Raw genomic sequence first — 21,929 nt, forward strand, 5'->3', positions numbered from 1 at the left:
GTTATCCGATGCCGCGATTCGGCTGTTCTTCCACCGCTTTGACCGGAATCCGCAAACTTACTTTCGTTCCCCCCGAAGGGAGGACATGGATGTCGAGCCCTTGGCCGAACGTATGAAGCAGCCGCCTATGCGTATTGTACAGCCCGATTCCGCCGGCCCCGGCTCCTTCCAGCAAAAGACCGATCCGCGCCGGATCGATGCCCGCCCCGTCATCGATTACCGACACGCCGATATGATCCTGACCCGACGAATCGATCGCGATGCGCAGCGTCCCGCCGCCGCTCTTCTTCATCAAGCCGTGCCGGATTCCGTTCTCCACGAGCGGTTGAAGCGTAAGTGGCGGGATGAGGAACCGGACTCCGTCTACGCCGTCATACTCCACCTTCAGCCGATCGCCGAACCGAGTCTGCTCGATATGCAAATAGTTGCGGACCAGCTCCAGCTCTTTCTCGAACGGGACGAGCGGCTCCAAGTTTCTTTTGTCGAAGCTGGCGCGCAAATATTCGCCGAAATGCATGAGCAGCTCCCGGGTCCGGTCTTGATCCACTTCGCTTAAGGCCGCGATCGTATTGAGCGTGTTGTACAAAAAATGCGGTTTGATCTGCGCCTGCACCAGGGCGAGCTCCAGCCGGATCCGCTCCTCGATCGATTTGCGCAGATGCATCGCGCCGTTGATTCGGGCGGAGCATTCGACAGGATCGATCGGCTTCACGACGTAGTCGTTCGCGCCTGCTTCGAACACGGCCGCAGCGTCCTCGGCACGACCGCTTGACGTCAAGAGCAGAATCGGCAGCTCGGTCCCGGAATAGCGCTGACGAATGTGCCGGCACAGCTTATACCCGCTCATAGCCGGCAAAGATACGTCCAGCAGGATGAGATCGTACGAAAAGTAACCTTGTGCAAGCTCGAATACGTCATCCGGATGGGACATGACCGTAACGTAATAGTGCTCGGCCTGAAGCAGCTTCACCATCATTTGCAAATTCGGCGATTCGTCGGAGACGACGAGGATTTTCCCTCTGTCGGAGCGGCCAAGCCCGGACGATTGCGGCGATAAAGGTGCTCCCCGACCTGCGGCCGCCGCGACATTCGGAGCCGCCGGCAGCGTCAGCGTGCATACTCTCCCGTTGTCTGCATCGGCTTGCTCCTCGATCTTGCCGCCCTGCCGCTCGGCCAGCTGCTTCGTCACGCGGGCGACGTGCGTCTCCGCCCGATTCGGACCCGCAGCCGTCTCCTGGAACGGGGCGAGATGATCCGTTTGCGCAAATATCCCCGTCTCACGGACCGTGATCGCGACTTCGTTCGCCCTCGACTCGACGTGCACCGTTACGGTTCCTTCCGCAAGCCGCAGTATCGCATTCGAGATCAGATGCGTCAACATTTGGATAAGTCTGCCCTCGTCCGCTGTCACGGCGGCGCCGTCCGGGACGAGATTGAGGATGCGGATCGGCTTGCCGTTCATAAGCGGCGACATCATCTCGACGGCCGCGGACACCAAAGGCTTGACGGATATTCGTTCGGCCTCGAACAGCAGCTTCCCTTCGTTCGCCTCGGCCAGTTCGAGCATATCGTCCAGAAGTCGGGACATGCGCCGGCCGATCGCCGCAATCGTCTCCACATCCCGGCGCTGCCTCGGCGTGAACTCCTTGTCGCCGTCAAGAAGCAGCGTATGGCATAAGTTCATCATCGTATGAATCGGGGTGCGCAGCTCATAAGAAGTATCGGTCAGGAAGTCGCTTTTCTGCTGATCGGAGCGGATAAGGGAACGGGACAGCTTTCTTGCATCGGCGAGAGCTCTCATATAGGTATCGAACAGCAGGAGCACGAGGCCGACCATAAAAACGATATATTCGAACGAAGGATCGAAGGAAGGCTTCCGCACGTCCGCCTCCATCAGCAGCTGATTCAGCGCCGCGGCCAGCACGCCGAGCGTTGCGATCATGATGAAGAAAGCATGGCGGTGCTTGCTCCAGACGGCTCGAAACAAGATAAAGAAGATGAAGAAATAGCCGACGGACGTACCGGTTACAGTCAAATATCCGATCCGGGTAAACAAGGCGGCGGGCGTCAGCAGCACGACAGCTCCAAAACCCGCGTACATAACCTGTAAATATTTGCCCGCCAGCTTCTCCCGCCGGTTTTGCGCCAGGATGGACGCAAGCGCCACGATGCAGCAAATGGTTTGGAGCGTTGCAAACATCTGCAGCTTGGTCATCCACTCGTAATCAAACTCCGGCCATAGGACATACAGCAGTTTCTCGCCGTGCGTCAGCAAATATTGCATGACGGAACCATTGAGCAGGGCGAAGACGAGCAGCTCGCGCCGGCGATGGAACAGCAAGTAGGCCAGCGCGGCAATAAAGCCGATTGTAAAAAAAACGATGGAGGCCGTCATATCGGCCCCGACCGAGAACGACTTCATCCGGCTGATGCTCTGCATATCGCCGAGCCATATCGACTGGAAGAAGCCTCCTCCCGCATAATAGGAATAATTGGCGGCGTGCACGACGATTTCCAGCTTGTTCCCTTTCACTTCGGTTCCGGCAATATAGGCATGATTTTTCGCTTCGTATCGGTCGGGTACAAGTGCCGGCGATCCGCTCGACCCTACTTTGTTCCCGTTTACGTATAAGTCGTGCGAGTTGCGAATATTGGTAACCCGTACGGCCAAGTAAGAAGGCGAATGCTCGGGAAGCCATACTTGCAGCCGGTACGTGCCGGCGCCGATGGCAGTCGGACGTTTGTCCGGGAACGACTTGTCCCATTTGCCCGGTACGTCGATATAGCGGACGGCCGAACCGCTGCCCGGCTGTCCGGGAGCGGCGAATTCATTCGGAACCCACTCCCACTGTCCGTCAAGCCGGACGCTCCCGTCCGCGAAAGACCATCCGGTCAAGTCCAGCACGCCTTGCCTGGCGGTCGGCCGATTGCCCGGCCCTACCAGCGGAGCCGCAATATTCCATAGCAAAAAGACCGCCAGCAGGACAACGATCAGCTTCTGTCTGTTATTCACTTTTGTCCGTTCTCCTTGTCATTCGCGAGGCCGGGCGCCCTCTATTCGCCTGTCCCCGGGCTTGTGCCGCTTTTGCCGAAATGTTCCTTGATATAGCTCGAAGGAGAAAGCCCGAACGCTTTTCGGAACGCGCGACTGAACGTATGGATCGAGTCGTACCGCATAATGGCGGCGATTTCCGTTATGCTGTAATTGCCTTCCTTCATCAGCTCGACCGTTTTCTCCCATTTGCGCTTCGCATAATAATGACGCAGACTTTCTCCGGTTTCCTTGGCGAACAGGTGGGACAAGTAGGACAAGCTGTATCCGAACGCGTCGGACACTTCCTTCAGGTCGTCGATTTTGAGCAGCCGGTCGTCAATATAATGAATGGCGGCGAACACCGCTCTTTTGGCCGAGTTTTCCCAGCCCTCCCCCGGGTATTTGGCTTCCCAGTCGGAGAAGAAGTTGCGGTACGTGAGCACCAGTATTTGTTCCAAATACGATTGAATCATCGTTTGCGAGAACGGGCTCGCGGAGCTCAATTCCTTAAGCACGCCCGCGAAAGGAGTCCGGATGTCCAGACGGTCTTTGCACCGCGGCGTTTGCTTGTTGTCGATCATCTCCTTGATCGCAAGCAGCGGACTGTCCTGGAACGAAGCCGTATTGAAATGGAAGCCCAAGTAAAAGTACCGGTACGGATCGTCCGCATCCGCCCCTCCCTCATGCTGCTCCCCCGGCGCGCCGATATAAAGGTCGCCCTGTCCGAGATCATAGCGGGCGCCGTTTGTGCCGAACCAGCCTTTTCCGGAGACGATGTACGAGATTTCGTAGCAAACTTGCGTATGGTTCGATAGGACGAATCCGGCATCGCAGCTTAAATCGCCGAACTGGTAAAGGGAAATCGCACCGTACTGGATCTGCTCCTGAGCATGCACGCAATCGAACTGAAAGCGTCTCTTGCCGGGGACGCTCGTAAATTTCGTAACGTTGGAAGGCGACATGATCACCGCTCCTCTCCTACCCGCATACAACTGTCACCATCATATCACATCAAGGATGAAACGGTTACACAAAAAGATGTTGCGTCGGATCTCCGCAAAGAGCCGCCCATAAGAAAAGCTTCTGATCGAAGCCTTTCGATGATGTGCATTCGTGTTTTAGCGGTAGCTTATTCTTGGTAAGGAAAGTCTCACTTCACTTTAACGCTTTAGCGAAGTTAAACTTTCCTTATCGATAAGAAAAACGTCTATCGACGTACTTCAAGGATGAGCGACCGCTACTCTCACCCCAAAAAGTGACGCTATCCTTCGAAGATTACGCCGGGTACTTTTCGGGGACCCCGAACACCGGAAGTTTTTCTTGGTTCAAAAAACTCGCACTTCGCTTTAACGCTTTAGCGAAGTTAAACTTTCTGAATCGTTCACAAACAGCCCGGTTCGAGGAACCGGGCCGCGCAACTATCTATATTCAAGATGAGGACGGAATAATGTCCGACAGCCGGATTTTGCGCACCTTCAGCCGGGCCAGACGCGAGCGGTCTTCCGGCTCCCCCGCACAATAGGCGAGCAGGACGGCGTCGCCGGTGAAGTGAATCGCGGTATAACAGTAGCCGCCCCGGTCCTCCTCCAGCTCGGCGGCGAAGAAATCCGTCCACGTAACCCCTTCGTCCTTGCTGATCGCCCCTACGAGCGGCGTACGCCCTCCGGATATTCTCGTGTAATCCCTCGTCTGGTAATGGGGAATCGGGTTCCAGACGGCCAGAAGCAAGTCCGTCTGCGGAATTCGTTTGAGCGACAGCGGCGAGCATGGCGAGGAGAACGGCGTAGGCTCCGCGGCACTCCACGTTTCGCCGCCGTCGGCGGAGTACATGCCGTATTGGCAGCCCACGTCCGTTCTGGCCCACGCAAACAAGCTGCCGTTCTTCAATTCGACCACGCCCGGCTCTTGAAGCCCGCTGATTGTGCGCGAATACGGCAGGACACAGTAGTTTCTCGCCTCTCTCCAAGAGACTCCGTCGTCATCCGACAAGTAGAAATGCGCGACGCCCCTGACGTCGAGCGACTTCCAGTCCGTCTTGCTATCGCCTCGGACTTTGTGATAGGCGGCCGGAACGACCAGCCTTCCGCTTGCAAGCCGGATGACCCGGTCGTTATTCACCACGTAGTAGCCGGGACCGGGTATGCAGCATACCGCTTCGCTCCACGTCTTCCCCTCGTCCGCCGATCGCCGCAGATGCAGCCTCATATCGTGCAGCCCGTACCGGATCAAATAAAACAGCCCGACATCCCCGTTCAGCATACGCATCAGCGTGACGCTCATCAGGTTCATCGCATCGTGCTCCTCCGGCCGGACGATCACCTCGTCCCCGGACCAGCTCTCCCCTTCGTCGGCCGAATACCGCGCGGCGAGACAAGCAAGCCCGGCGTCGCCGCTCGATTCTCCGATAAAACGGCTGTAAACGAACAGCAGCCGGCCGTCCTTCAAATCGAGAAAAGCTCCTTCGCTGTTGCGCGGATTTCCTTCTCCGGGACGAAGATCCAATACGACGTTCCCCTTTTTCTGCAGCATTCGTTTCTCATCCTCTTTCTCTCTATATTTGCGACTGATCCGTTCAACTGCTCCCGCAGCAAGCTACGCTTCGGTTACCATGTTTCCTTTTCTGGCCTGAAGCGTCGCAGCGGCAACCCCGATAACAATCAACAGGCCTCCAGCCAGCTGCGAAGCGACAATCTGTGTTCCGAGTATAAGATAACCCGCTATCATGGTGACCACGGGCTGCAAATAAAGAAACAGCGACGTTCTGCTCGTACCGACCTTGTTGATCTGCCGATTCCAAATCACGAAGCAGAGCCCCTGTCCTACCACGGATGTGACGGCGATAAGCAGCCAAACCCATAGCGGCTGGCCGAGATGCGCGAGAGATTCGTTCGTCAGGGAATACGGAATCAGCATGCAGGTCCCGATAACCGTCCAATATACGCTTGAGATGAAAGGGTCTCTCCGGTACATCCATTTCCTGATCAAGATATAAGAAACGGCAACGGAAACCATCGAGGCGAACGTATAGATCACGCCGAGCGATGCATGGAGTCCGGAGCTGCCTCCCACGGCGAAGTAAACTCCGGCGATCGAAAATACGGAACCGAGCAATAGCCGCCCAGTGAAAGTCTCTCCGAGAAAGAGAGCGGATAGCAGAGCAATCGTAATCGGCCCGAGCGCATAGATGAGAGCGGCCGTAGTAGCGTCGGCATAAGTCAAGCCGGCGTAATAAAAAAGCTGGCTTATAAAAGTGCCGAAAAAGCCAAGCGGCAATAAAAAGATCCAGTCCCGCCTGGTCAGCTTGATCAATCTTTTCGTTGAAGCCGCATAAACCACGAGAAACAGCGATGCGATTAGGAGCCTCGACGCACCGAGAAGAAGAGGGGGCATATCGGCAAGAAGCATGGAATTAATGACGATATTGCTCCCCCATACGGTGACGCACAGCAATAAGAGAACGTAAGAACGGAGCACTTCCGTACCGGCTTTCATGGTTATCCGGACTTAGATCAGCCTCAACTGCTGCATGCGGGCTTTCACTTTTTCTTGCCGTGCCGGATCGATCGGCTGCATGTAATCCGGGTGGAACGACCCTTCGAAGCCGAGCAAATTCATCGCATGGGTGAATCCCGGGAAAACGCCGACTTCCACGAACGTGTCGCGCAGCAGCAAAATATCGTCGAGGCTTTTGGCCGCCGATTCGCTGTCGCCTCTCTCTAGCGCCTTGTACATCGTCGAGGTGATGGCGGCGGTACAGCTGAACATGCCGTCCAAATTTTCGCGTACGCCGTAGCCGTATGCCGTGTCGAACAAGTCCAGTCCGCTGAACATGATGCTGAACTCCGGGTTGACGGACGGCTTCAGTCTCGACAGCACTCTCGCCGTAGTCAGATCGCCCGTCTTGATGCCGGCAATGTTCGGCACGGTCATCAGGCGAGCCGCCGTGTCGGCCGTAATTTTGCTTTGCGTCACGACCGCCAAATCGTACAAGTATACCGGATAAGGCGAATAGGACGCGAGCGCTGTGAAGAAATTGACGATGTCTCCTTGAGTCAACGGATAATAGAACGGCGTCGTCGCCACTACACCGTCTATGTCGAGTCCCGCAAGCTGCCCGATCCGTTCCTTGACGCGTCCGACCGAATTGTCCATAACGCCTACGAGCACGGGGCACGCCCCTTTCGCCGCCTCGACTGCGGCTCTAGCGATCTTCACCGGTTCGCTGTTCGCGATATACGGCTGCTGGCCCATCGAGCCCATTACGAGCAGCCCGGCCGCGCCTGCGTTCACTTGATCCTCCACATGCCGCTGCAAACTGGAAACAATGACATGCCCCGTGTCGTCAAGCGGCGTTCCTAATGCCGGATAAAAGCCTTGCTTTGTCATGTTTTCTCTCTCCCTATCTTGGCGTTAAGCCTTCTATATTTATCGTGCCGGTTACTTTCCTTGCTCCGTCGCTATACGCTTATCCGCCCGTTCTCCGGCTTCGCGCAGCGCCGTGTTCAAATCTTTGCCTCCCAAATAATCTTTGAGCGCCGTCGTCATCTCCGAGTTGCCTGTCGTCAAATACGGCGTTACCGTCAGCGGAGCGTACGCGCGGGGGATCAGCGACTTCACGTTTTTCCCTTGGAAGCCGGGCAAATCGGCGCCGAACGTCTGCATCAGCTTATCCGGATTTTTCGCTATCGGGAGAATCGCGGTCGTCCTGCCCATCCATTCCTGGTATTCGTCCGAAGCGATATAGGCGAGCACTTGGAAAGCGGCGTCGCGCGATTTGCTCATCTTCGTAATGTAGAAGTATTCGGGGGCCGCCTGGAAGCCTACACCCCGCTTTTGCGGCATATCCGGCGTAGACACCGCATTCCAGTTCGGCACCTGTTCGGCTGTCGGCTTGATCTGGCCGCTCGTGCCCATAAACATCGCGACGTTCTTGTCTTTCTGAAAGGCGGTAGCCGGCGCGACTGCGGGTGGTTCGTTGCCGGGAATTTTATAGAAGCGGGCCAAATTGTCGAACGCCTTGACGAAGCTGTCTTCCAGAAATTTCGCCTTATGCGTTTTCGGATCGAAATACGGGGCGGACAGTTGATTCGTGCCCATCGAGTTCTCGAACTGGAACGCAGCCCCCTTGTACACCGTTCCGGCGTCCGTCCGGGTCAGCTTCTTGGCCAGCTCGTACGTCTCATCCCAAGTCATCCCGTCCTTCGGATAAGCGACCCCGAATTTATCGAACAAGTCTTTGTTGTACAAAAACACGATGCTGCCGCTCGTCCACGGGAGACCGTAAATGCCTCCGTTCGCCAGCTGGCGCTGGATATCGATAAGCGACGGCTCGAGGCGGGTCAAGTCGTAATTGTATTTTTTGATCAAATCGCTGATATCGCTTTCAAGTTTCAGGTTGGTCAAAAATTGGGTCGTCGTGCCGAGCGAAGAAATCATGATATCGATCGGCGCGCCGGAAGCGATGTGCGAGGCGAAATAATTCGTCCCCTCCGCAGTGATCCGCGGGACATATTTCAACGTGTAGTTCGGAAATTTCTTCTGAATCTGCTCTCCGAACCGCTGCATGAACAAGTCGGGCTTCTCCCCGGCGCCGGGATAAGCGATGTATAAATCCGTAGGCGTATCGACCACTTTTTTGGCGTCTTGAGCCGGATCTGTCGATTTGCCCGTATCCTTGGAAGCGGAATCCGTATTTTGTTTCGTTCCGCAAGCGGTAACCAGTAAGCAAACGGCTGCCGTCAGCAGCAATGTTTTTGACCGCACATCACTCAACTCCCCGAGTTTTTTGCAAAGATCCCCTTTTCTTGCGCCGATCCGATCCGATCTAATGAAATGGAACCGGTTCCCTCCTTCCTGCCCCTTTTAGTATACTATGGTCTGACCAGTGTAAATGACTGCTGTCCTCACCCATTCTATGCGCGATTTTTCGGGCCGTACAACCTCTCCGAAATGATGGGCAGGCTAGTGCCGCCCGGATCCGTCAGCAGCGCATAAATCAGGAGCAGCCGTTTACGTAAGATGGTCATACCATAACATCTATTCCTTTCTTTTTAAGAATACAAATTATAATCGGGATCGTCAATACGTATTTTATCGAAACTTTCGAAACGGATAGGAAGAAGAGGCCCGCCCTCCGCAGTGACACCCTGCAGATCGGCAAGCCCCCTTCTTCGCGCTTCCTCGTACCCTTACTTCACCGTAATTTGCAAAGCCCCCGTTCGCTCCACACCGCCCAAGCTCACCGTTGTCGCAATCGTCGTCGTTCCTATGTTATGAGCCTTCAATCGGTCTTCATCGTTCACATTGGCAATGTTGGGATGATCGCTGTTCCACACGAAGTTATAACCGGATAAATCGGCCTCGCTGCCGTCCGCATACGAGCCTTTGACTTGCAAATGGACGGTTTCGTTTTTGGTCAGCTCCGATGCGGGCGATACGATCGTCACGTCCGACAAATACAGCTTCTGGCGGGAAAGCGGTATGACGAACGTGCTGCCGGCTGCGACGTCGTAAACGAACCCCTGATTCAGATCGGTAGCGCTGGCATACGCCCGTATAAGCGTAACGTCGCCGAGATCGAATTCATACTGATTCCCGCCGAGCGGTTGAACGCCGCGAATCGTATACACCGCATTGCGTTTCCCGTCATTTTGCACGAATACGGATTTTCCGACAAGACTATCCGGTGCTTGACCTTGCAAATCCAACTGCACCTTCAGCTTGTTGGAAAGCGACAGCTCTCTCGTGAAGTCGGCGATCGTTCCCTGCAGCCTGCCGACGCCGGCGCTCTCGTAAGCCGTACCCGGCTTGCCGATATAAGCGCCGTCGTTCACGTAAGTAAAGACAGGCATGCCGTCCTTCTCGGAGTAGACGCCGAGCGAGCCTTGGAAACGGATTGTGCCGTCGATGAGGAATGCCGCTTCCGGATTCGGCGAGCTGACGATATAGTCGGTCCGTCCGTTCGTCAGCTGCACCTTGACCGCACGGACGCCGTATACGTCCGCGACGACCGAGCCGGGAGCCGCCGTTACGGACGCTTCCTGAATGGCGCTCACGAAACGCGCGTCCTTGTAAGGCTCGATAACCGAAGTAAACGTGCTGTCCAAATTCGTGCCGCTTCGATGAGCGATCACGTATTTGACGCTGTCCGGATTGCCCGGCTTGTTCTGCGGAGGCACCCCGTCGGCAAGGGCGACGTCGCCCGTATTGCCGAGCATCGTCAGGCGCACGTGCACATCGTCGTTTTGCGGGGTAGCGTTCCAAGTATCGACTACGTCATAGTCGACGCTGAACGTGCCTGACGGGCTGTTGTCGCGCTGGACGTTTTTCAGCCAATGGAAGCCCGGCCCCGTATATCCGCTCCCGGTAACGCTATCGCCCGCCGGACGCTGTCCGAACGGCACGTCGGGTCCCGCATACGTTCCGGTCGGCTGCGCGGTCAGATTGAGCCCTTCCGTCGTCACCGGACCTTCCGCCGCGTGGAAGCTGAAATGGTGGTCATTGCCTCCTTTAACGCGGAAGAAATCGACGGCGTACGAATTGGTCTCGTCAACCTTCACGAGCGCGGACGTACGCTTGAACCGCTCGGCTTGCGCATAGGCTTTCGGCGCCTCGACTTCGATCCATTTCACCATCGGGCTGTCATCGTAATGGATCGGCGTTCCGTCCCACATAGCCAGCTGCTTCTGCTTGTCGATCATAACCGTATTATGGCTGATCGTATTCTGTACCCATTCGAACCGGTTTACGTCGGTTGCGTTCGCCTGCTCGGGATAGCCCAAGTCCGGCATCAGATCGAGTCCGAAGCCGTATAGCCCGAGGTTGAGCGCATCGCGATGGCCGTGGCCGCTCGTACGGCCGTAATACATCCACAGAGCGCGCCTCGTGTCGGAGCCGGTTCCGGCTTCGCCGTCCCTGAGTGCGGCGAGCCCGTATCCCGTCAAGTTGGTGCTGTCCAGATCAAGCGGGCCGTACTGCTGGATGACCGCCTCGATATCGCGCGCGACCTTGTTCGGATCGGTCGTATACACGTCGGAATGGATGCCGTCTGTTTTATTTCCGTTCAGCATGTAGGCCAGCTGCGCATAGACCGGATCGCCGAACTGCTCGAACGCTTCGATCGATTGCGCCTTATCCACCAAAATGCCCGGCTGCCCCGTTGTGCCGCTGTCCCCAATCGAAGGCGTATACCTTCCTAGCATAATGAGCGGGTACATCGCTTCGAACATTTTGCGGAACTTCACGTTCTCGTACAAATCCGCGTCCGGGTATTTATCGTAGCCGTCCAGAGCGTCGGCCACTGTCAAATAATTGCCGATCCACAGCCGGTTATAGCCCGGCCCGGCTTCGTTGCCGTGACCGTCCCGGTCTACGTCGTTCACCATGCTGAACAGCACGTTGCCGCCGGTGACGCGGCGCGGAATCGAATTTACGAACGTACCCGGCTGGAATACGTAATCCAGCCACTGCTTCGTCTCCGGCAGCGTATCGTGCACAACCGCCGCCAGCGCCACCGCGCTTTGGTGGAATCCGTTATTGCCGCGGATTTGATCCCAGAACATGCCCGGCGCGACTTGACGCAATATGCCGTCCTCGATGTTGCGGCGGATTTGGGCGCCGTTCTGCTTCAGCGGCAAATTGTACTGCTGGCCTTTCCCCTGCAGGAAAGATACGACATCAGGCGCGTCGAATGCGGTGAAGAACGCGTCGTAAGCGCCGCTAAATACTTTGACGAGCGAGGTTTCCCAGATCGACCCGACCACTTTGCCGTCGCCCGTGCCGCCGTGCGAATTGACGTATACGGCGTTGCTGAATTCGGCCACGTCCATGGAAGGGTACACGTCCGCGATCCGGTCCAGCAGGACGGCGCCCGCCTTGGCGTACTTCTCGTCTCCGGTGTAAATGTAGGCGCTCTGCAAGTTGCTCAGCGCCGAATTGATATTGGCCGTGCCGCCGTACCAGGCAAACCAGTGGGCGTAATACGCGATGAATGTATACCGTTTGTTCGTTGCAGGATCAACCCAGCCGTAGCCGTCATCCACGCCCCATGTCGGACCTTTATTCGGATACAGCGTGTTGACGAGCAGGCTGCGGTCGGCGATCGTCGGATCGAAATTGCCGTGAGCGTCGAGACCGCTGGCGTAATAAGCGCCGAAGTCATTCGTCGGGAACTTGTAGCCGCTGGCGGGATCGACAATTTTCCAAGGATCGTTCAGCGGATCGGCTTTCCACGGGTAATTGCCGTAGCTTTTCAGATCGCCGGATATCGGGCTGAAGTTGCCCGTCAGCTGGTTCGTGTTGTAGCTGCGAGGAATCGCCTGGGTCGGGACGAGCTTCCACAAATTGTCGTAGCCTAGCGCGGCATAAGCATCCGCCTTGGCCAGCACGCTGTTGCGCAGGGCTGCGGCCCAGTCGTACAGCTGCACGTTTTGCCGCGCGGCTGCCAGCTTCTCGTCGGTGTAGTACGTCCGGCGCGTCTTGCTGTTCGTTACGGCGCCCAGGTCGGTAAGGACGAGGCGGGCCGGATACATGGAAGTTCCGGTTCCGTTGCCGATCGCATTGCCTTTATGAGTAACGGTCAACGTAATCGTATGCAAGCCCGCCGTAAGCGGCAGCTGCTTGATATACTGATCGGGCCGCGGATATTGGCCCGTCACGCTGTAGAAGCTGTAGCGGGCCGACTTCACCCCGTCGATGGCGACGTCGGCCGTTCCGCCGTCGGTCGCGGTCATGCCGCCCAGCTTGATCATGTACGTTCCGGTACGCGGTACGGAGAATTCGAACGTCCGCGAAGCCGCTGCCAGCGTCGATTGGATTTTGACCCCGTATGTAGCCGTCGTCACCTTCGGCGCCGCATTCGGATCGCCGACAAGCGTTACGGCGGGGGTGCCGGATGCATTCCCGAATAAGTATACGGTCGTGTCGGGCATCGTGTAGTCTCTAAGCGGCAGCGGCGCCGCCGAAGCGATTCCCGGCAAGGCGGCCGGAGCCATTGAAGCCAGCAGCAAAAAACAGAGCAGCGTGTACAGTGATCGTCGGATCTTAATGCTCATCAGTTACCCTCCCGCTATCATTTGTCGGTTCTAACGGATCATGAGGCCGAATCTCGGTGTCCATGCTTCAACTACATGACAACGCTTACAACTTTTCTGTGAAAAACCACCTCCTGCAAATGGTGTTGATGTTACGTACTTGTATCATATATGTAGTTAACCTGTATGCAAAGGTTATTATACATCTATTCCGATCCGATTGACCAGCAAAAAAATGAGGCGTTCACCGATTCCCGCTGCAAACGATGTAGATGTGAAGTCTAGACCTTACGGAAGAGAAAGTTCCGCTATTTTCGAAAATGAAGGCCCAATAGGGCCGAAAGGAAGTTTGAGTTCCGCTAATCCGCCCTTGGGGGCGGTTAACCGCATGTTTCAGCGCCGATAACGGAACTGAATGTTCCGTTTGGCCTTCCGGACTCGCTTCCATGGCACCATAACGGAACTAGTTGTTCCGCGGCGGCCGATTAGCGGAATTGAAGTTATCGAAAATCGGCGTCGGTACAATACGATACGGGAGATTTGCCGGCAAAGCGCTACTCTCGCTTGATTACGCTGAACTGAACTAAAAGCGACAATAAGGAGAGTCTCACGCCCGCGTTTTCTGAAGTAGATTCCTAAGCATAATGGAACGGCGAACGGCGATGCAAATAGCGGTCTTTACCATATCATTTCCCTGTTTTTCCGGCTGACCGACGGAATAAAAGCTGACAGTGCCTCTTATTTTAGGTCATTTCCTTGATTCCGGGCAGTTTCGGATCAGGCCGGGCAGACCGGCTAAAGCGAACCCCCTGACTCCCATTCGGAGTAACAAGGGGGTTTTTGTGCGAAAATCTTGAGGCCGAACAAGCCGTTACTTCTGCAGCTTCAGCACGGTACTCCCTGTATAGAAGTCTCCCCGCAGCCGGATCTCCTCATAAGGCAGATGAGGGTTAGCGATCCGCCACAGCATCCGGTCCGCCGCGCGGTAACCGGCCTCTCGAATGAGCAGCATCGGCCGCGTGACGAGCGGCAAATGCTCGGTCTGCTCGTTCAGCAGGGCGATGAGCGAGCAGTCGCGAGGTATGCGGACGCCCATTGCCGTCAGCTTGTGGTAGACGGGGACGGTTTCTTCGTCAATCCCGCAAATGATGGCCGTAGGCTGCATGCGGCGGTAAGCCGCCTCGAATTGACGGAGCCAGTCGTCTGACGCACTGCGAACGATAGCATGTTCCTCCGGCGAGACGCCGCAGCCCGTTTCCTTCATCGCTTCGACGAACGCCTGCCAGCGGAGTATGAACCCCCGTTGGCTTTTCACGTCCCCCACGTACAAAATGCGCTCGTGCCCCATCCGGCTCAAGTGCCGGACCGATTGGAACATCGCCTCATAAACGTCCCAGATGACGCAGTCCACCTTCGATTCCGGCGAGGGATAATTAAGCAGAATGCGGGGGACGGGCAGCTTCAACAGCTTATCCTCCAGCGAATACACGCTCAGCCTGGGCGCGATAAAAATACCTTCGGCATACGGCAAGCCGGCCGTCTCCGCCCATTCCCCGAATTCGGTATCCTTGAGCCCCGGCGGCAGCAGCACCGGCTCCACCGTATGGCCGATTTCCCAAAACCGCTCGTGCAGCCCTTTCAACAGAAGCCGGTTATGGTTCAGCGATTGATCGTTCTGGACTAGCACGAACCGGCGTCTTACATACGGATACGGCGCTATTTTGTCGGCAAGGAGCGAATCGACCTGCTCCTTCGTCATATAGCCGAGCTTGCGGGCCAGACGTATGATTTTGCTGCGCGTCTCTTCCGACATGCCCGGTTTTCCTCGAAGCGCCTTGGATACCGTCTGTATCGTCAATCCGAGCTCGTCGGCAATATGCTGCAGCGTTATTTCTTTACGGGGCACGGGGATATCCTCCTTGTTGTCGATGGAATGGTTCTCCGTTTGTTTCATTTTAAACTAAATTTAAACTAACAGAAACCGCCCTCCGCTGTTACGATGGGGGTATTCGGTACAAGGGAGAGAGGATCATGGTTCAAACGATAGAAGCGGACATCGTCGTATGCGGGGGCGGACCTGCCGGAGTCGCGGCCGCGATCGCCGCCGGGCGCAGCGGATTCAAGACGGTGCTGGTGGAGAAATACGGCTTTATCGGGGGGATGTCGACGGCTGCGCTCGTCTATCCGTGGATGACGTTCCATACGATGGACGGCAAGCAGGTCATCAAAGGAATCGCCCAAGAAATCGTCGAGCGGCTGGCGGAGAGAGGCGCATCGCCCGGTCACGTGCGGGATACGGTCGGCTTCGTCCACACGATTACGCCTTATCATCCGGAATATTACAAAGTCGTTGCGGTAAACATGCTCAAGGAAGCCGGGGTCAAGCTGCTCCTCCACAGCTTCGTCGAACATGTCCGTATGGACGGCGAACGAATCGAATCCGTGCGGTTGTCCGGCAAATCCGGGCAAATCGATGTGCGCGGCAACGTATTCGTCGATACGACCGGCGATGCCGACGTCGCCTTCTTGTCGGGAGCACCTTGCCTGCAGGGCCGGGAAGGCGATAAGCGGACTCAGCCGATGACGATGAAATTCCGCATGCGCGGGGTCGATCTCGACAAAGTGAAGCGGTATATGATCGAGCATCCGGACGAATTTTATGCCAAAACGCCGTTCGGGGAGCTGGAGCAGCTGCCGCTGTCGGGCATTATGGGATTTTACAAGCATTGGAAGGAAGCGAATTTGCCGATTAATCGCGACGGTGTCCTTCTATTCACCGGACCGAACGAGGATGAGGTGCTCGTCAATACGACGCGGGTGCAAGGATTGGACGGCACGAAGGTCGAGGACTTGACCGAAGCGGAGCAGCTTGGCCGCGAGCAGGTGCTGATGGTGGCGGAGTTTATGACCGCTCATTTGCCGGGCTTCGAGAAAGCGTCGATTTCCACGGTAGGCACGCAAATCGGCATCCGCGAGACGCGCCGCATAGACGGCTTGTACACGCTCCAGGCCGAAGACGTCGTGCAGGGCCGGCGGTTTGAGGATACGATCGCGCGCAGCGGCTATCCGATCGATATTCACGATCCGTCCGGCAAAGGCGTCACGGCTGCCTGGGTAGAGGGCGACGGCGCCTACGATATTCCGTACCGCTGCCTCCTTCCGCAGACGGTAACCAATCTGCTCGCTGCGGGCCGGTGCATCTCCACCTCGCACGAAGCACTTGCGACGACGCGGCTGACGCCGAGCTGCATGGCGACCGGGCAGGCGGCCGGCACGGCGGCGGGGCTTGCGGTCAAGCATGGAGTCCGGCCGGCGGACGTCGACATCCGAGAGCTGCAGCGCGAGCTGGAAGCCGGAAACGCCGTGCTTCGTTGAGGCCGACCGCTGTATGAAACGCCGTGCCTTATGTAGCAATGGGCACGAGCCCTCCTTTTTGATGACAGCGAACCGAGTGCTTCGTTGAAGCGGACCGCTGTATGAAAAGCCGCGCCTTATGTAACATTGCGCGTGAGTCCCCCTTTTTGACGACAGCGAACCGAATTTCACTAATTGTGAACCTCATTTCGCTATCGCTATGCCGAAATGACGCTTTTCCACCAATAGTAAACCTGAGTATGCTATTAATATACCTATGTTCAGTATTAGAATACTCAGGTTCACTAGCTACCAGATAGTCCGCAACAAGCCGGGAAACAAGCAAATGAAGTTCACTAATCGTTTACTCAGGTTCATAGTCGCGAAAAGACCTGCAGCTCAACACTGCAGGTCTTCATACTTCTCGTCCATATCGAACTATGCGTTCCCCCGTCCCGATCCCGCCGACTCCAGCTCCCGCATATAGCGCACATATCGAGGAAACGCGAGCTCCGGCTCCTCGAGATCCGGATGCCAATGCTTCTCCCACTCGAACGTATACCAGCCGTCGTACCCGTTAGCCCGCAGCACCGAATGAATATCGCCGAAAGGCACATCCCCTTCGCCCATGAACCGGTAACGGAATTTCCCCGCTTCGTTCGCATCCGGGAGCGAATCTTTCCAGTGCGTATATTCGATGCGGCCGCCAAGCGCCTTCCAAGTCTCCTCCGGTCTTTCGCCGAACATCCGGTAAGGATGGTGGACGTCCCATAGCACTCCTACCGTATCGGGGGAAGTTCCGTCCAGCAGCGTGAGCACGTCCTCGCAGCGGGTCCAATCGTCGTGAGTTTCGATAATCAGCTTGACGCCGGCTTGGCGGAGAATCGGCTCCATCCGTTCGAGCAAGGAACGGGCGGTGTCTAGCCCGGCGGACCGGTCGGTGCCGTTCAGCCTGCCGCCGAACGCCCGGATATACCTCGTGCCGAACCGTCCGCACAGCTCCGCGTACCTCGCCAGCTCCTCGAGATTTTGCGCCTCCCGGGCTTGCGACACGAGCGTAATCGAGCTGGAAAAGCAGGTGACAGCAAGCCCCGCGGCCTCGAAACGGCTGCGCGTCCCCGCATAATCGGCGGCAAACGGACTCAGCTCATACACGTTCATATGGCCTTGAAGCCCGCGGAAATCGACTCCGTCAAAGCCGTATTCGACCGCTCTCGCGATAATCGTCTCCAAATCCCATTGCGGGCAGCCGAGTGTCGTAAAAGAAAGCTTCATCGCGGTTCCTCCCCTATCTCGTTTCCTTGCCAAAAACCCGCCGTGCTCCTTATGCGGAACAGGCGGGCGAATGGATTACTGTTGGCCTTTGATCGGCTCGAGCGGCTTCGCGTTGCCGTACGTTTGCCGTATGCCGTGACGGGGTGCTGCCCAATTCACCGCATTGGAAATAACGCGCAGCACGTCCTTGTTATAGTACGTCGGATACGTTTCGTGACCCGGACGGAAGTAGAATACTTTCCCGTTGCCGCGGTGATACGTGCAGCCGCTGCGGAACACTTCTCCGCCCTCGAACCAGCTGATGAATACAAGCTCGTCCGGAGCCGGAATGTCGAAATGCTCGCCGTACATTTCCTCGTGCTCGATCTCGAAATATTGGCCCAGTCCTTCGGCGATCGGATGCGCCGGATCGACGACCCAGAGGCGCTCCTTATCGCCTTGCTCACGCCACTTCAGGTCGCAGCTCGTGCCCATCAGCTTCTTGAAAATTTTCGAGAAGTGGCCCGAATGCAGCACGATCAGTCCCATTCCTTTCAGAACGCGATCGTGTACCCGGTTCACGATTTCGTCGGATACGTCTTTATGCGCACGGTGTCCCCACCAGATCAATACGTCGGTATCGTTCAGCACTTCCTCGGTCAGCCCGTGCTCGGGCTGCTCCAGCGTAGCGGTGCGGATTTGCACCCCTTCTCCGGCGATGCCATCGGAAATGGCGCCGTGAATCCCTTTCGGATAAATCGCGGCGATTTTCTCATTCAGCTTCTCATGCACGTTTTCATTCCATACGGTAACTCGGATCACAATCGTTCAGCTCCTTATTCATATAAAGTTGCCATCGTGTCGGTCGTGGATGTCTTATAAATGGATTTACTTTATGTACACCGCGTTAATTCGCGGATATCCATACGATAAACAACACAATCATGATCGCCTGAAGCACCAGCTTGACGACCGTACTGGACAAAAAGCCCACGAGAGCGCCTACTCCGACGCGGGTCGCCTGTCTCATGTCGGCGCCGGCGAACAGTTCGCCGATCCACGCCCCGAGAAACGGACCGGCCAACAGCCCGATACCCGGGATGACGAACGGCCCGATGAGGATTCCGATCGTGCTGCCGATGACCGAGGCCCGCGAGCCGCCGAACTTTTTGACGCCCCATGCGTTCACAATGTAATCGGCTATGAGGATGGCGGCGACTGCCGACGTCTGCAGAAACCAGAACCAGAATCCGAACTCGCCGAACCCGAAAAACAGCCCGAAAACGAAAAAAGCTGCATAGACGGCCAGAACGCCCGGCAAAATGGGAAAGATCGCACCCGCCATGCCGACGGCAAACAGCGCAACGATCAATATCCAACCAAGGATGTCCATCGCATGTCCTCCCGATGCGGCGGCCTATTCAATCGGCCAGCACGTAATCGCGAATGATTTTGGCTACCGCGTGCTCGTTGTTCGTTACCGTGACCAGGTCGGCCGCCGCCTTGAGCGCATCCTGAGCATTCCCCATCGCCACGCCGAGACCGGCTTCGCGGATCATCGTCATATCGTTGAGGCTGTCGCCCATCGCCACCACTTCGGACATGCCGATGCCGAGCAGCCGGCAAATTTCGGCGATCCCGCTCGCCTTGCTGATCCCTTTCGGATTGATTTCCAGATTGTGCGGGTGGGAGTTCGTAATCTCGTACCGGTCCTGCTCCTGCAGCCAGCTCAGGATGCGGGCCCGGTTCTCGTCGTGGTCCGTAAAGTAGCCGAATTTCAGCCATTGCAGCGAGTTCAGGTCATCGGTCCACGTTTCCTTGTTGAATACCCCTTCGACGGCGTACGCCCAAAACCAGGTGTCATAGCGGACCGCCATCGCATGCATGGCGCGGATCGACTCGACGTCTAGCGTATGGCGAACGAGAAGGTCGCCCGGAGCTCTGTACACCTCGCCCCCGTTGACGGCGACGATCGGCGTATTCAAGTTCAGCTTGTCCGTGTACGGATACACATTCTGTACGCCCCGACCGGTAGACAGCATGACGGTTATGCCCGCATCCAGCGCCTTGAACATCCAGGCGCGGTTTTCCTCCGAAACTTCATGCTCGCTGTTCAGCAGCGTGCCGTCCATATCAAGCGCAATCAGTTTGTAGCGTCCCATTCTGGTCCCCCAAAAGTGAAGTTATTCTTCGCAGCTTATCCCGAGTACTTTTGGGGGAGCCCCCATACTTGGTCCCCCAAAAGTGAAGACATTCTTCGCAGCTTATTCCGAGTACAACGCTGCTTACGATACCGTTACGCTTCTTTCGCGGCCATAGCCTTTCGCTTCCTGCAAATAAGTGGAATGCCATAGAGCGAATATGTATACGGCCCACAAGAGACGCGAATAATCGCCCTGACCGTTCCGGTGCAGCTTCAGCATCCGTTCCACTTCGGACAGCTCCAGAATGTGATCGATGCCGGAGGCCCGTATTTGATCGAGCAATTCGGCACCCCGAGTCCCTTTCAGCCAGTCGCGCAAAGGCACGGGAAACCCGAGCTTCGGCCGGTTCAGGATAAAATCCGGAATGATGCCTTCCATCGCCTTCCGGAACACATATTTCGTCGTCCCGCCGCCGAGCCGATAATCGGTCGGTATCGTCCGGGCAAACTCGAACAGTTCTTTGTCAAGGAACGGCACGCGCAGCTCGAGCGAGTGCGCCATCGTCATTTTGTCCGCCTTCATCAGTATATCGCCCGGCATCCACAAGTTCATGTCGATATATTGCATCCGCGTCACCGGGTCGAGATGCTTCGTCTTGGCATAATATTGTCCGGCGACTTTCCATGGATCCTGATACGTCTGGAGCAAGCCCCGGCCCGATCGAACGAGCGCGCCTTTCGCATCTTCCCCGAACAGCTTGGCGTTGCCGAGAAACCGTTCTTCGAGCGGCGTCGTGGCCCGCAGCAAATAGTTGCGTCCGGTCAAACCGCCGGGCAGCAGCCGGACGATCTGATGCAGCATCCGCTTAAGAGGCAGCGGCAGCCAGCCCAGCGGGCGAAGCGCCAGCGGCTCCCGGTAGATGCGGTAGCCGCCGAACAGCTCGTCCGCACCTTCGCCGGACAGCACGACCGTAACGTGCTCGCGGGCCAGCTTCGCGACATGATACAAGGCGATCGCCGACGGGTCGGCGACAGGCTCGTCCTGATGCCAGACGGCGCTCGGTACCGAATCGAAGAAATCGCGCTCGGTAATGATCTTAGCGTAATGCTCCGTCCCGATGGCGGCCGCCGTTTCCTTGGCGATGACCGTCTCGTTGTTCGCTCCCTCGAAGCCGACCGAGAACGTCCGGATCGGCTCGATCGCCCGCATGTGCGTCGCAATTGCGGTCGAATCGATGCCGCTCGACAAGAAGCAGCCCCTATCGACGTCGCTGTGCATATGATGGATGACCGAGTCTTTCAGCTTGGCCCGCAGTTCCTCCACGACATCTTGGAACGGGCGCTGCACCGGCGCGAACATCGGGTCCCAGTACCGGTTCAATTTCATCCGGCCGTCGGGCGTTACCGTAACGGTATGCGCGGGAGGCAGCTTCGAGATGCCTTCGAACATCGTGTTCGGCTCCGGGACGTATTGAAATGTCAAATATTGCAGCAGGCTTTCCTCGGCCAGCCGCCTCTCGAACCCTTCGACGGCGAGCAGGCTCTTGATTTCGGACGCGAACAAGAAGCGCTTGCCGTCATGGGCGTAGTAGAACGGCTTGATGCCGAAATGATCGCGCGCGCCGAACAGCTTCTTGCGGGCGCGGTCCCAGATGACGAAGCCGAACATGCCGCGCAGATGCTGCACGCAATCTTCGCCGTATTCCTCGTACAGATGGACGATGACCTCCGTGTCCGTATGCGTCCGGAAACGGTGCCCTTGCGCCAGCAGCCGTTCGCGAAGCGGCTGGTAATTGTATATTTCTCCGTTGAACACGATCCAGACGGATTCGTCCTCGTTGCAAAGCGGTTGGTGCCCTTCCTTCAAATCGATGATCGAAAGCCGTCTGAAGCCGAGCCCGATGCCCGGGTCCGTCCATACGCCTGAATCGTCGGGACCGCGGTGGCGGATCACGTCCATCATCGCATGCAAGGAAGCGTCGGAAATGTCTCTATTGTCGAAGTACATCATGCCTGTTATGCCGCACATCGGTACAATCCTTCTTTCTACATACGGGTGTGGCGGTAATGACCGCAACTAGAAATCAAGTATATCACACCTACTTTGCAAATT

General features: G+C 56.7%; 14 protein-coding genes. 1 reads left to right on the forward strand and 13 read right to left on the reverse strand.

Annotated elements, in window-relative coordinates:
* Window position 1: 1 nt before the first annotated feature.
* From FE783_RS22305 to FE783_RS22340, 8 genes are all read right to left on the reverse strand, one after another.
* On the reverse strand, window positions 2-3,013 hold the full coding sequence (locus tag FE783_RS22305) for a hybrid sensor histidine kinase/response regulator (protein WP_138881607.1): 3,012 nt from the start codon (window positions 3,011-3,013) through the stop codon (window positions 2-4).
* Between the two features lie 41 nt (window positions 3,014-3,054).
* Complete coding sequence (locus tag FE783_RS22310; protein ID WP_138881608.1) at window positions 3,055-3,996, reverse strand: AraC family transcriptional regulator; 942 nt, start codon at window positions 3,994-3,996, stop codon at window positions 3,055-3,057.
* Between the two features lie 466 nt (window positions 3,997-4,462).
* Window positions 4,463-5,563, reverse strand: a complete 1,101-nt coding sequence (locus FE783_RS22315; RefSeq protein WP_138881609.1) for a sialidase family protein — start codon at window positions 5,561-5,563, stop codon at window positions 4,463-4,465.
* A 63-nt stretch (window positions 5,564-5,626) separates the two neighbouring features.
* Entirely contained in the window at window positions 5,627-6,526 is a 900-nt protein-coding gene (locus FE783_RS22320; protein WP_238403202.1) for a DMT family transporter, read from the reverse strand.
* A gap of 12 nt (window positions 6,527-6,538) precedes the next feature.
* On the reverse strand, window positions 6,539-7,420 hold the full coding sequence (locus FE783_RS22325; RefSeq protein WP_138881610.1) for a dihydrodipicolinate synthase family protein: 882 nt from the start codon (window positions 7,418-7,420) through the stop codon (window positions 6,539-6,541).
* A gap of 51 nt (window positions 7,421-7,471) precedes the next feature.
* Window positions 7,472-8,797, reverse strand: coding sequence for an ABC transporter substrate-binding protein (locus tag FE783_RS22330; protein ID WP_138881611.1), 1,326 nt, complete (start codon window positions 8,795-8,797; stop codon window positions 7,472-7,474).
* Between the two features lie 425 nt (window positions 8,798-9,222).
* Window positions 9,223-13,086, reverse strand: coding sequence for a heparinase II/III domain-containing protein (locus tag FE783_RS22335; RefSeq protein WP_138881612.1), 3,864 nt, complete (start codon window positions 13,084-13,086; stop codon window positions 9,223-9,225).
* Between the two features lie 850 nt (window positions 13,087-13,936).
* The gene (locus FE783_RS22340; RefSeq protein ID WP_158301971.1) at window positions 13,937-14,971 is read right to left on the reverse strand and encodes a LacI family DNA-binding transcriptional regulator; all 1,035 of its coding nucleotides are present in this window, start codon (window positions 14,969-14,971) and stop codon (window positions 13,937-13,939) included.
* Window positions 14,972-15,096: 125 nt separating this feature from the next.
* Between FE783_RS22340 and FE783_RS22345 the strand changes: the two genes are divergently transcribed.
* Window positions 15,097-16,440, forward strand: coding sequence for an FAD-dependent oxidoreductase (locus FE783_RS22345; RefSeq protein ID WP_138881614.1), 1,344 nt, complete (start codon window positions 15,097-15,099; stop codon window positions 16,438-16,440).
* A 417-nt stretch (window positions 16,441-16,857) separates the two neighbouring features.
* Here FE783_RS22345 and FE783_RS22350 read toward each other — a convergent pair whose 3' ends face one another.
* From FE783_RS22350 to asnB, 5 genes are all read right to left on the reverse strand, one after another.
* Window positions 16,858-17,694 carry a sugar phosphate isomerase/epimerase family protein gene (locus FE783_RS22350; protein WP_138881615.1) on the reverse strand — a complete coding sequence of 279 codons (837 nt, stop codon included), beginning with the start codon at window positions 17,692-17,694 and terminating at the stop codon, window positions 16,858-16,860.
* Between the two features lie 75 nt (window positions 17,695-17,769).
* Window positions 17,770-18,495: a ThuA domain-containing protein gene (locus FE783_RS22355; protein WP_138881616.1), complete on the reverse strand. Its 726-nt coding sequence runs from the start codon at window positions 18,493-18,495 to the stop codon at window positions 17,770-17,772.
* 85 nt (window positions 18,496-18,580) lie between these two features.
* Window positions 18,581-19,066 carry a DUF456 domain-containing protein gene (locus FE783_RS22360; RefSeq protein WP_138881617.1) on the reverse strand — a complete coding sequence of 162 codons (486 nt, stop codon included), beginning with the start codon at window positions 19,064-19,066 and terminating at the stop codon, window positions 18,581-18,583.
* Between the two features lie 28 nt (window positions 19,067-19,094).
* Window positions 19,095-19,835 carry a Cof-type HAD-IIB family hydrolase gene (locus FE783_RS22365; protein ID WP_138881618.1) on the reverse strand — a complete coding sequence of 247 codons (741 nt, stop codon included), beginning with the start codon at window positions 19,833-19,835 and terminating at the stop codon, window positions 19,095-19,097.
* A 123-nt stretch (window positions 19,836-19,958) separates the two neighbouring features.
* Window positions 19,959-21,845, reverse strand: a complete 1,887-nt coding sequence (gene asnB / locus FE783_RS22370; RefSeq protein ID WP_138881619.1) for an asparagine synthase (glutamine-hydrolyzing) — start codon at window positions 21,843-21,845, stop codon at window positions 19,959-19,961.
* Window positions 21,846-21,929: the final 84 nt, after the last annotated feature.

Origin of the sequence: Paenibacillus mesophilus (genome assembly GCF_005938385.1) — a bacterium.
GTDB lineage: Bacteria > Bacillota > Bacilli > Paenibacillales > NBRC-103111 > Paenibacillus_AB > Paenibacillus_AB mesophilus.

Excerpts from the sequence above, each read along its gene's own strand:
- FE783_RS22335 (WP_138881612.1), bottom strand. The coding sequence starts at position 13,086 with ATGAGCATTAAGATCCGACGATCACTGTACACGCTGCTCTGTTTTTTG.
- asnB (WP_138881619.1), bottom strand. The coding sequence starts at position 21,845 with ATGTGCGGCATAACAGGCATGATGTACTTCGACAATAGAGACATTTCC.
- FE783_RS22320 (WP_238403202.1), bottom strand. The coding sequence starts at position 6,526 with ATGAAAGCCGGTACGGAAGTGCTCCGTTCTTACGTTCTCTTATTGCTG.
- FE783_RS22325 (WP_138881610.1), bottom strand. The coding sequence starts at position 7,420 with ATGACAAAGCAAGGCTTTTATCCGGCATTAGGAACGCCGCTTGACGAC.
- FE783_RS22350 (WP_138881615.1), bottom strand. The coding sequence starts at position 17,694 with ATGAAGCTTTCTTTTACGACACTCGGCTGCCCGCAATGGGATTTGGAG.
- FE783_RS22360 (WP_138881617.1), bottom strand. The coding sequence starts at position 19,066 with ATGGACATCCTTGGTTGGATATTGATCGTTGCGCTGTTTGCCGTCGGC.
- FE783_RS22315 (WP_138881609.1), bottom strand. The coding sequence starts at position 5,563 with ATGCTGCAGAAAAAGGGGAACGTCGTATTGGATCTTCGTCCCGGAGAA.
- FE783_RS22345 (WP_138881614.1), top strand. The coding sequence starts at position 15,097 with ATGGTTCAAACGATAGAAGCGGACATCGTCGTATGCGGGGGCGGACCT.
- FE783_RS22310 (WP_138881608.1), bottom strand. The coding sequence starts at position 3,996 with ATGTCGCCTTCCAACGTTACGAAATTTACGAGCGTCCCCGGCAAGAGA.
- FE783_RS22365 (WP_138881618.1), bottom strand. The coding sequence starts at position 19,835 with ATGGGACGCTACAAACTGATTGCGCTTGATATGGACGGCACGCTGCTG.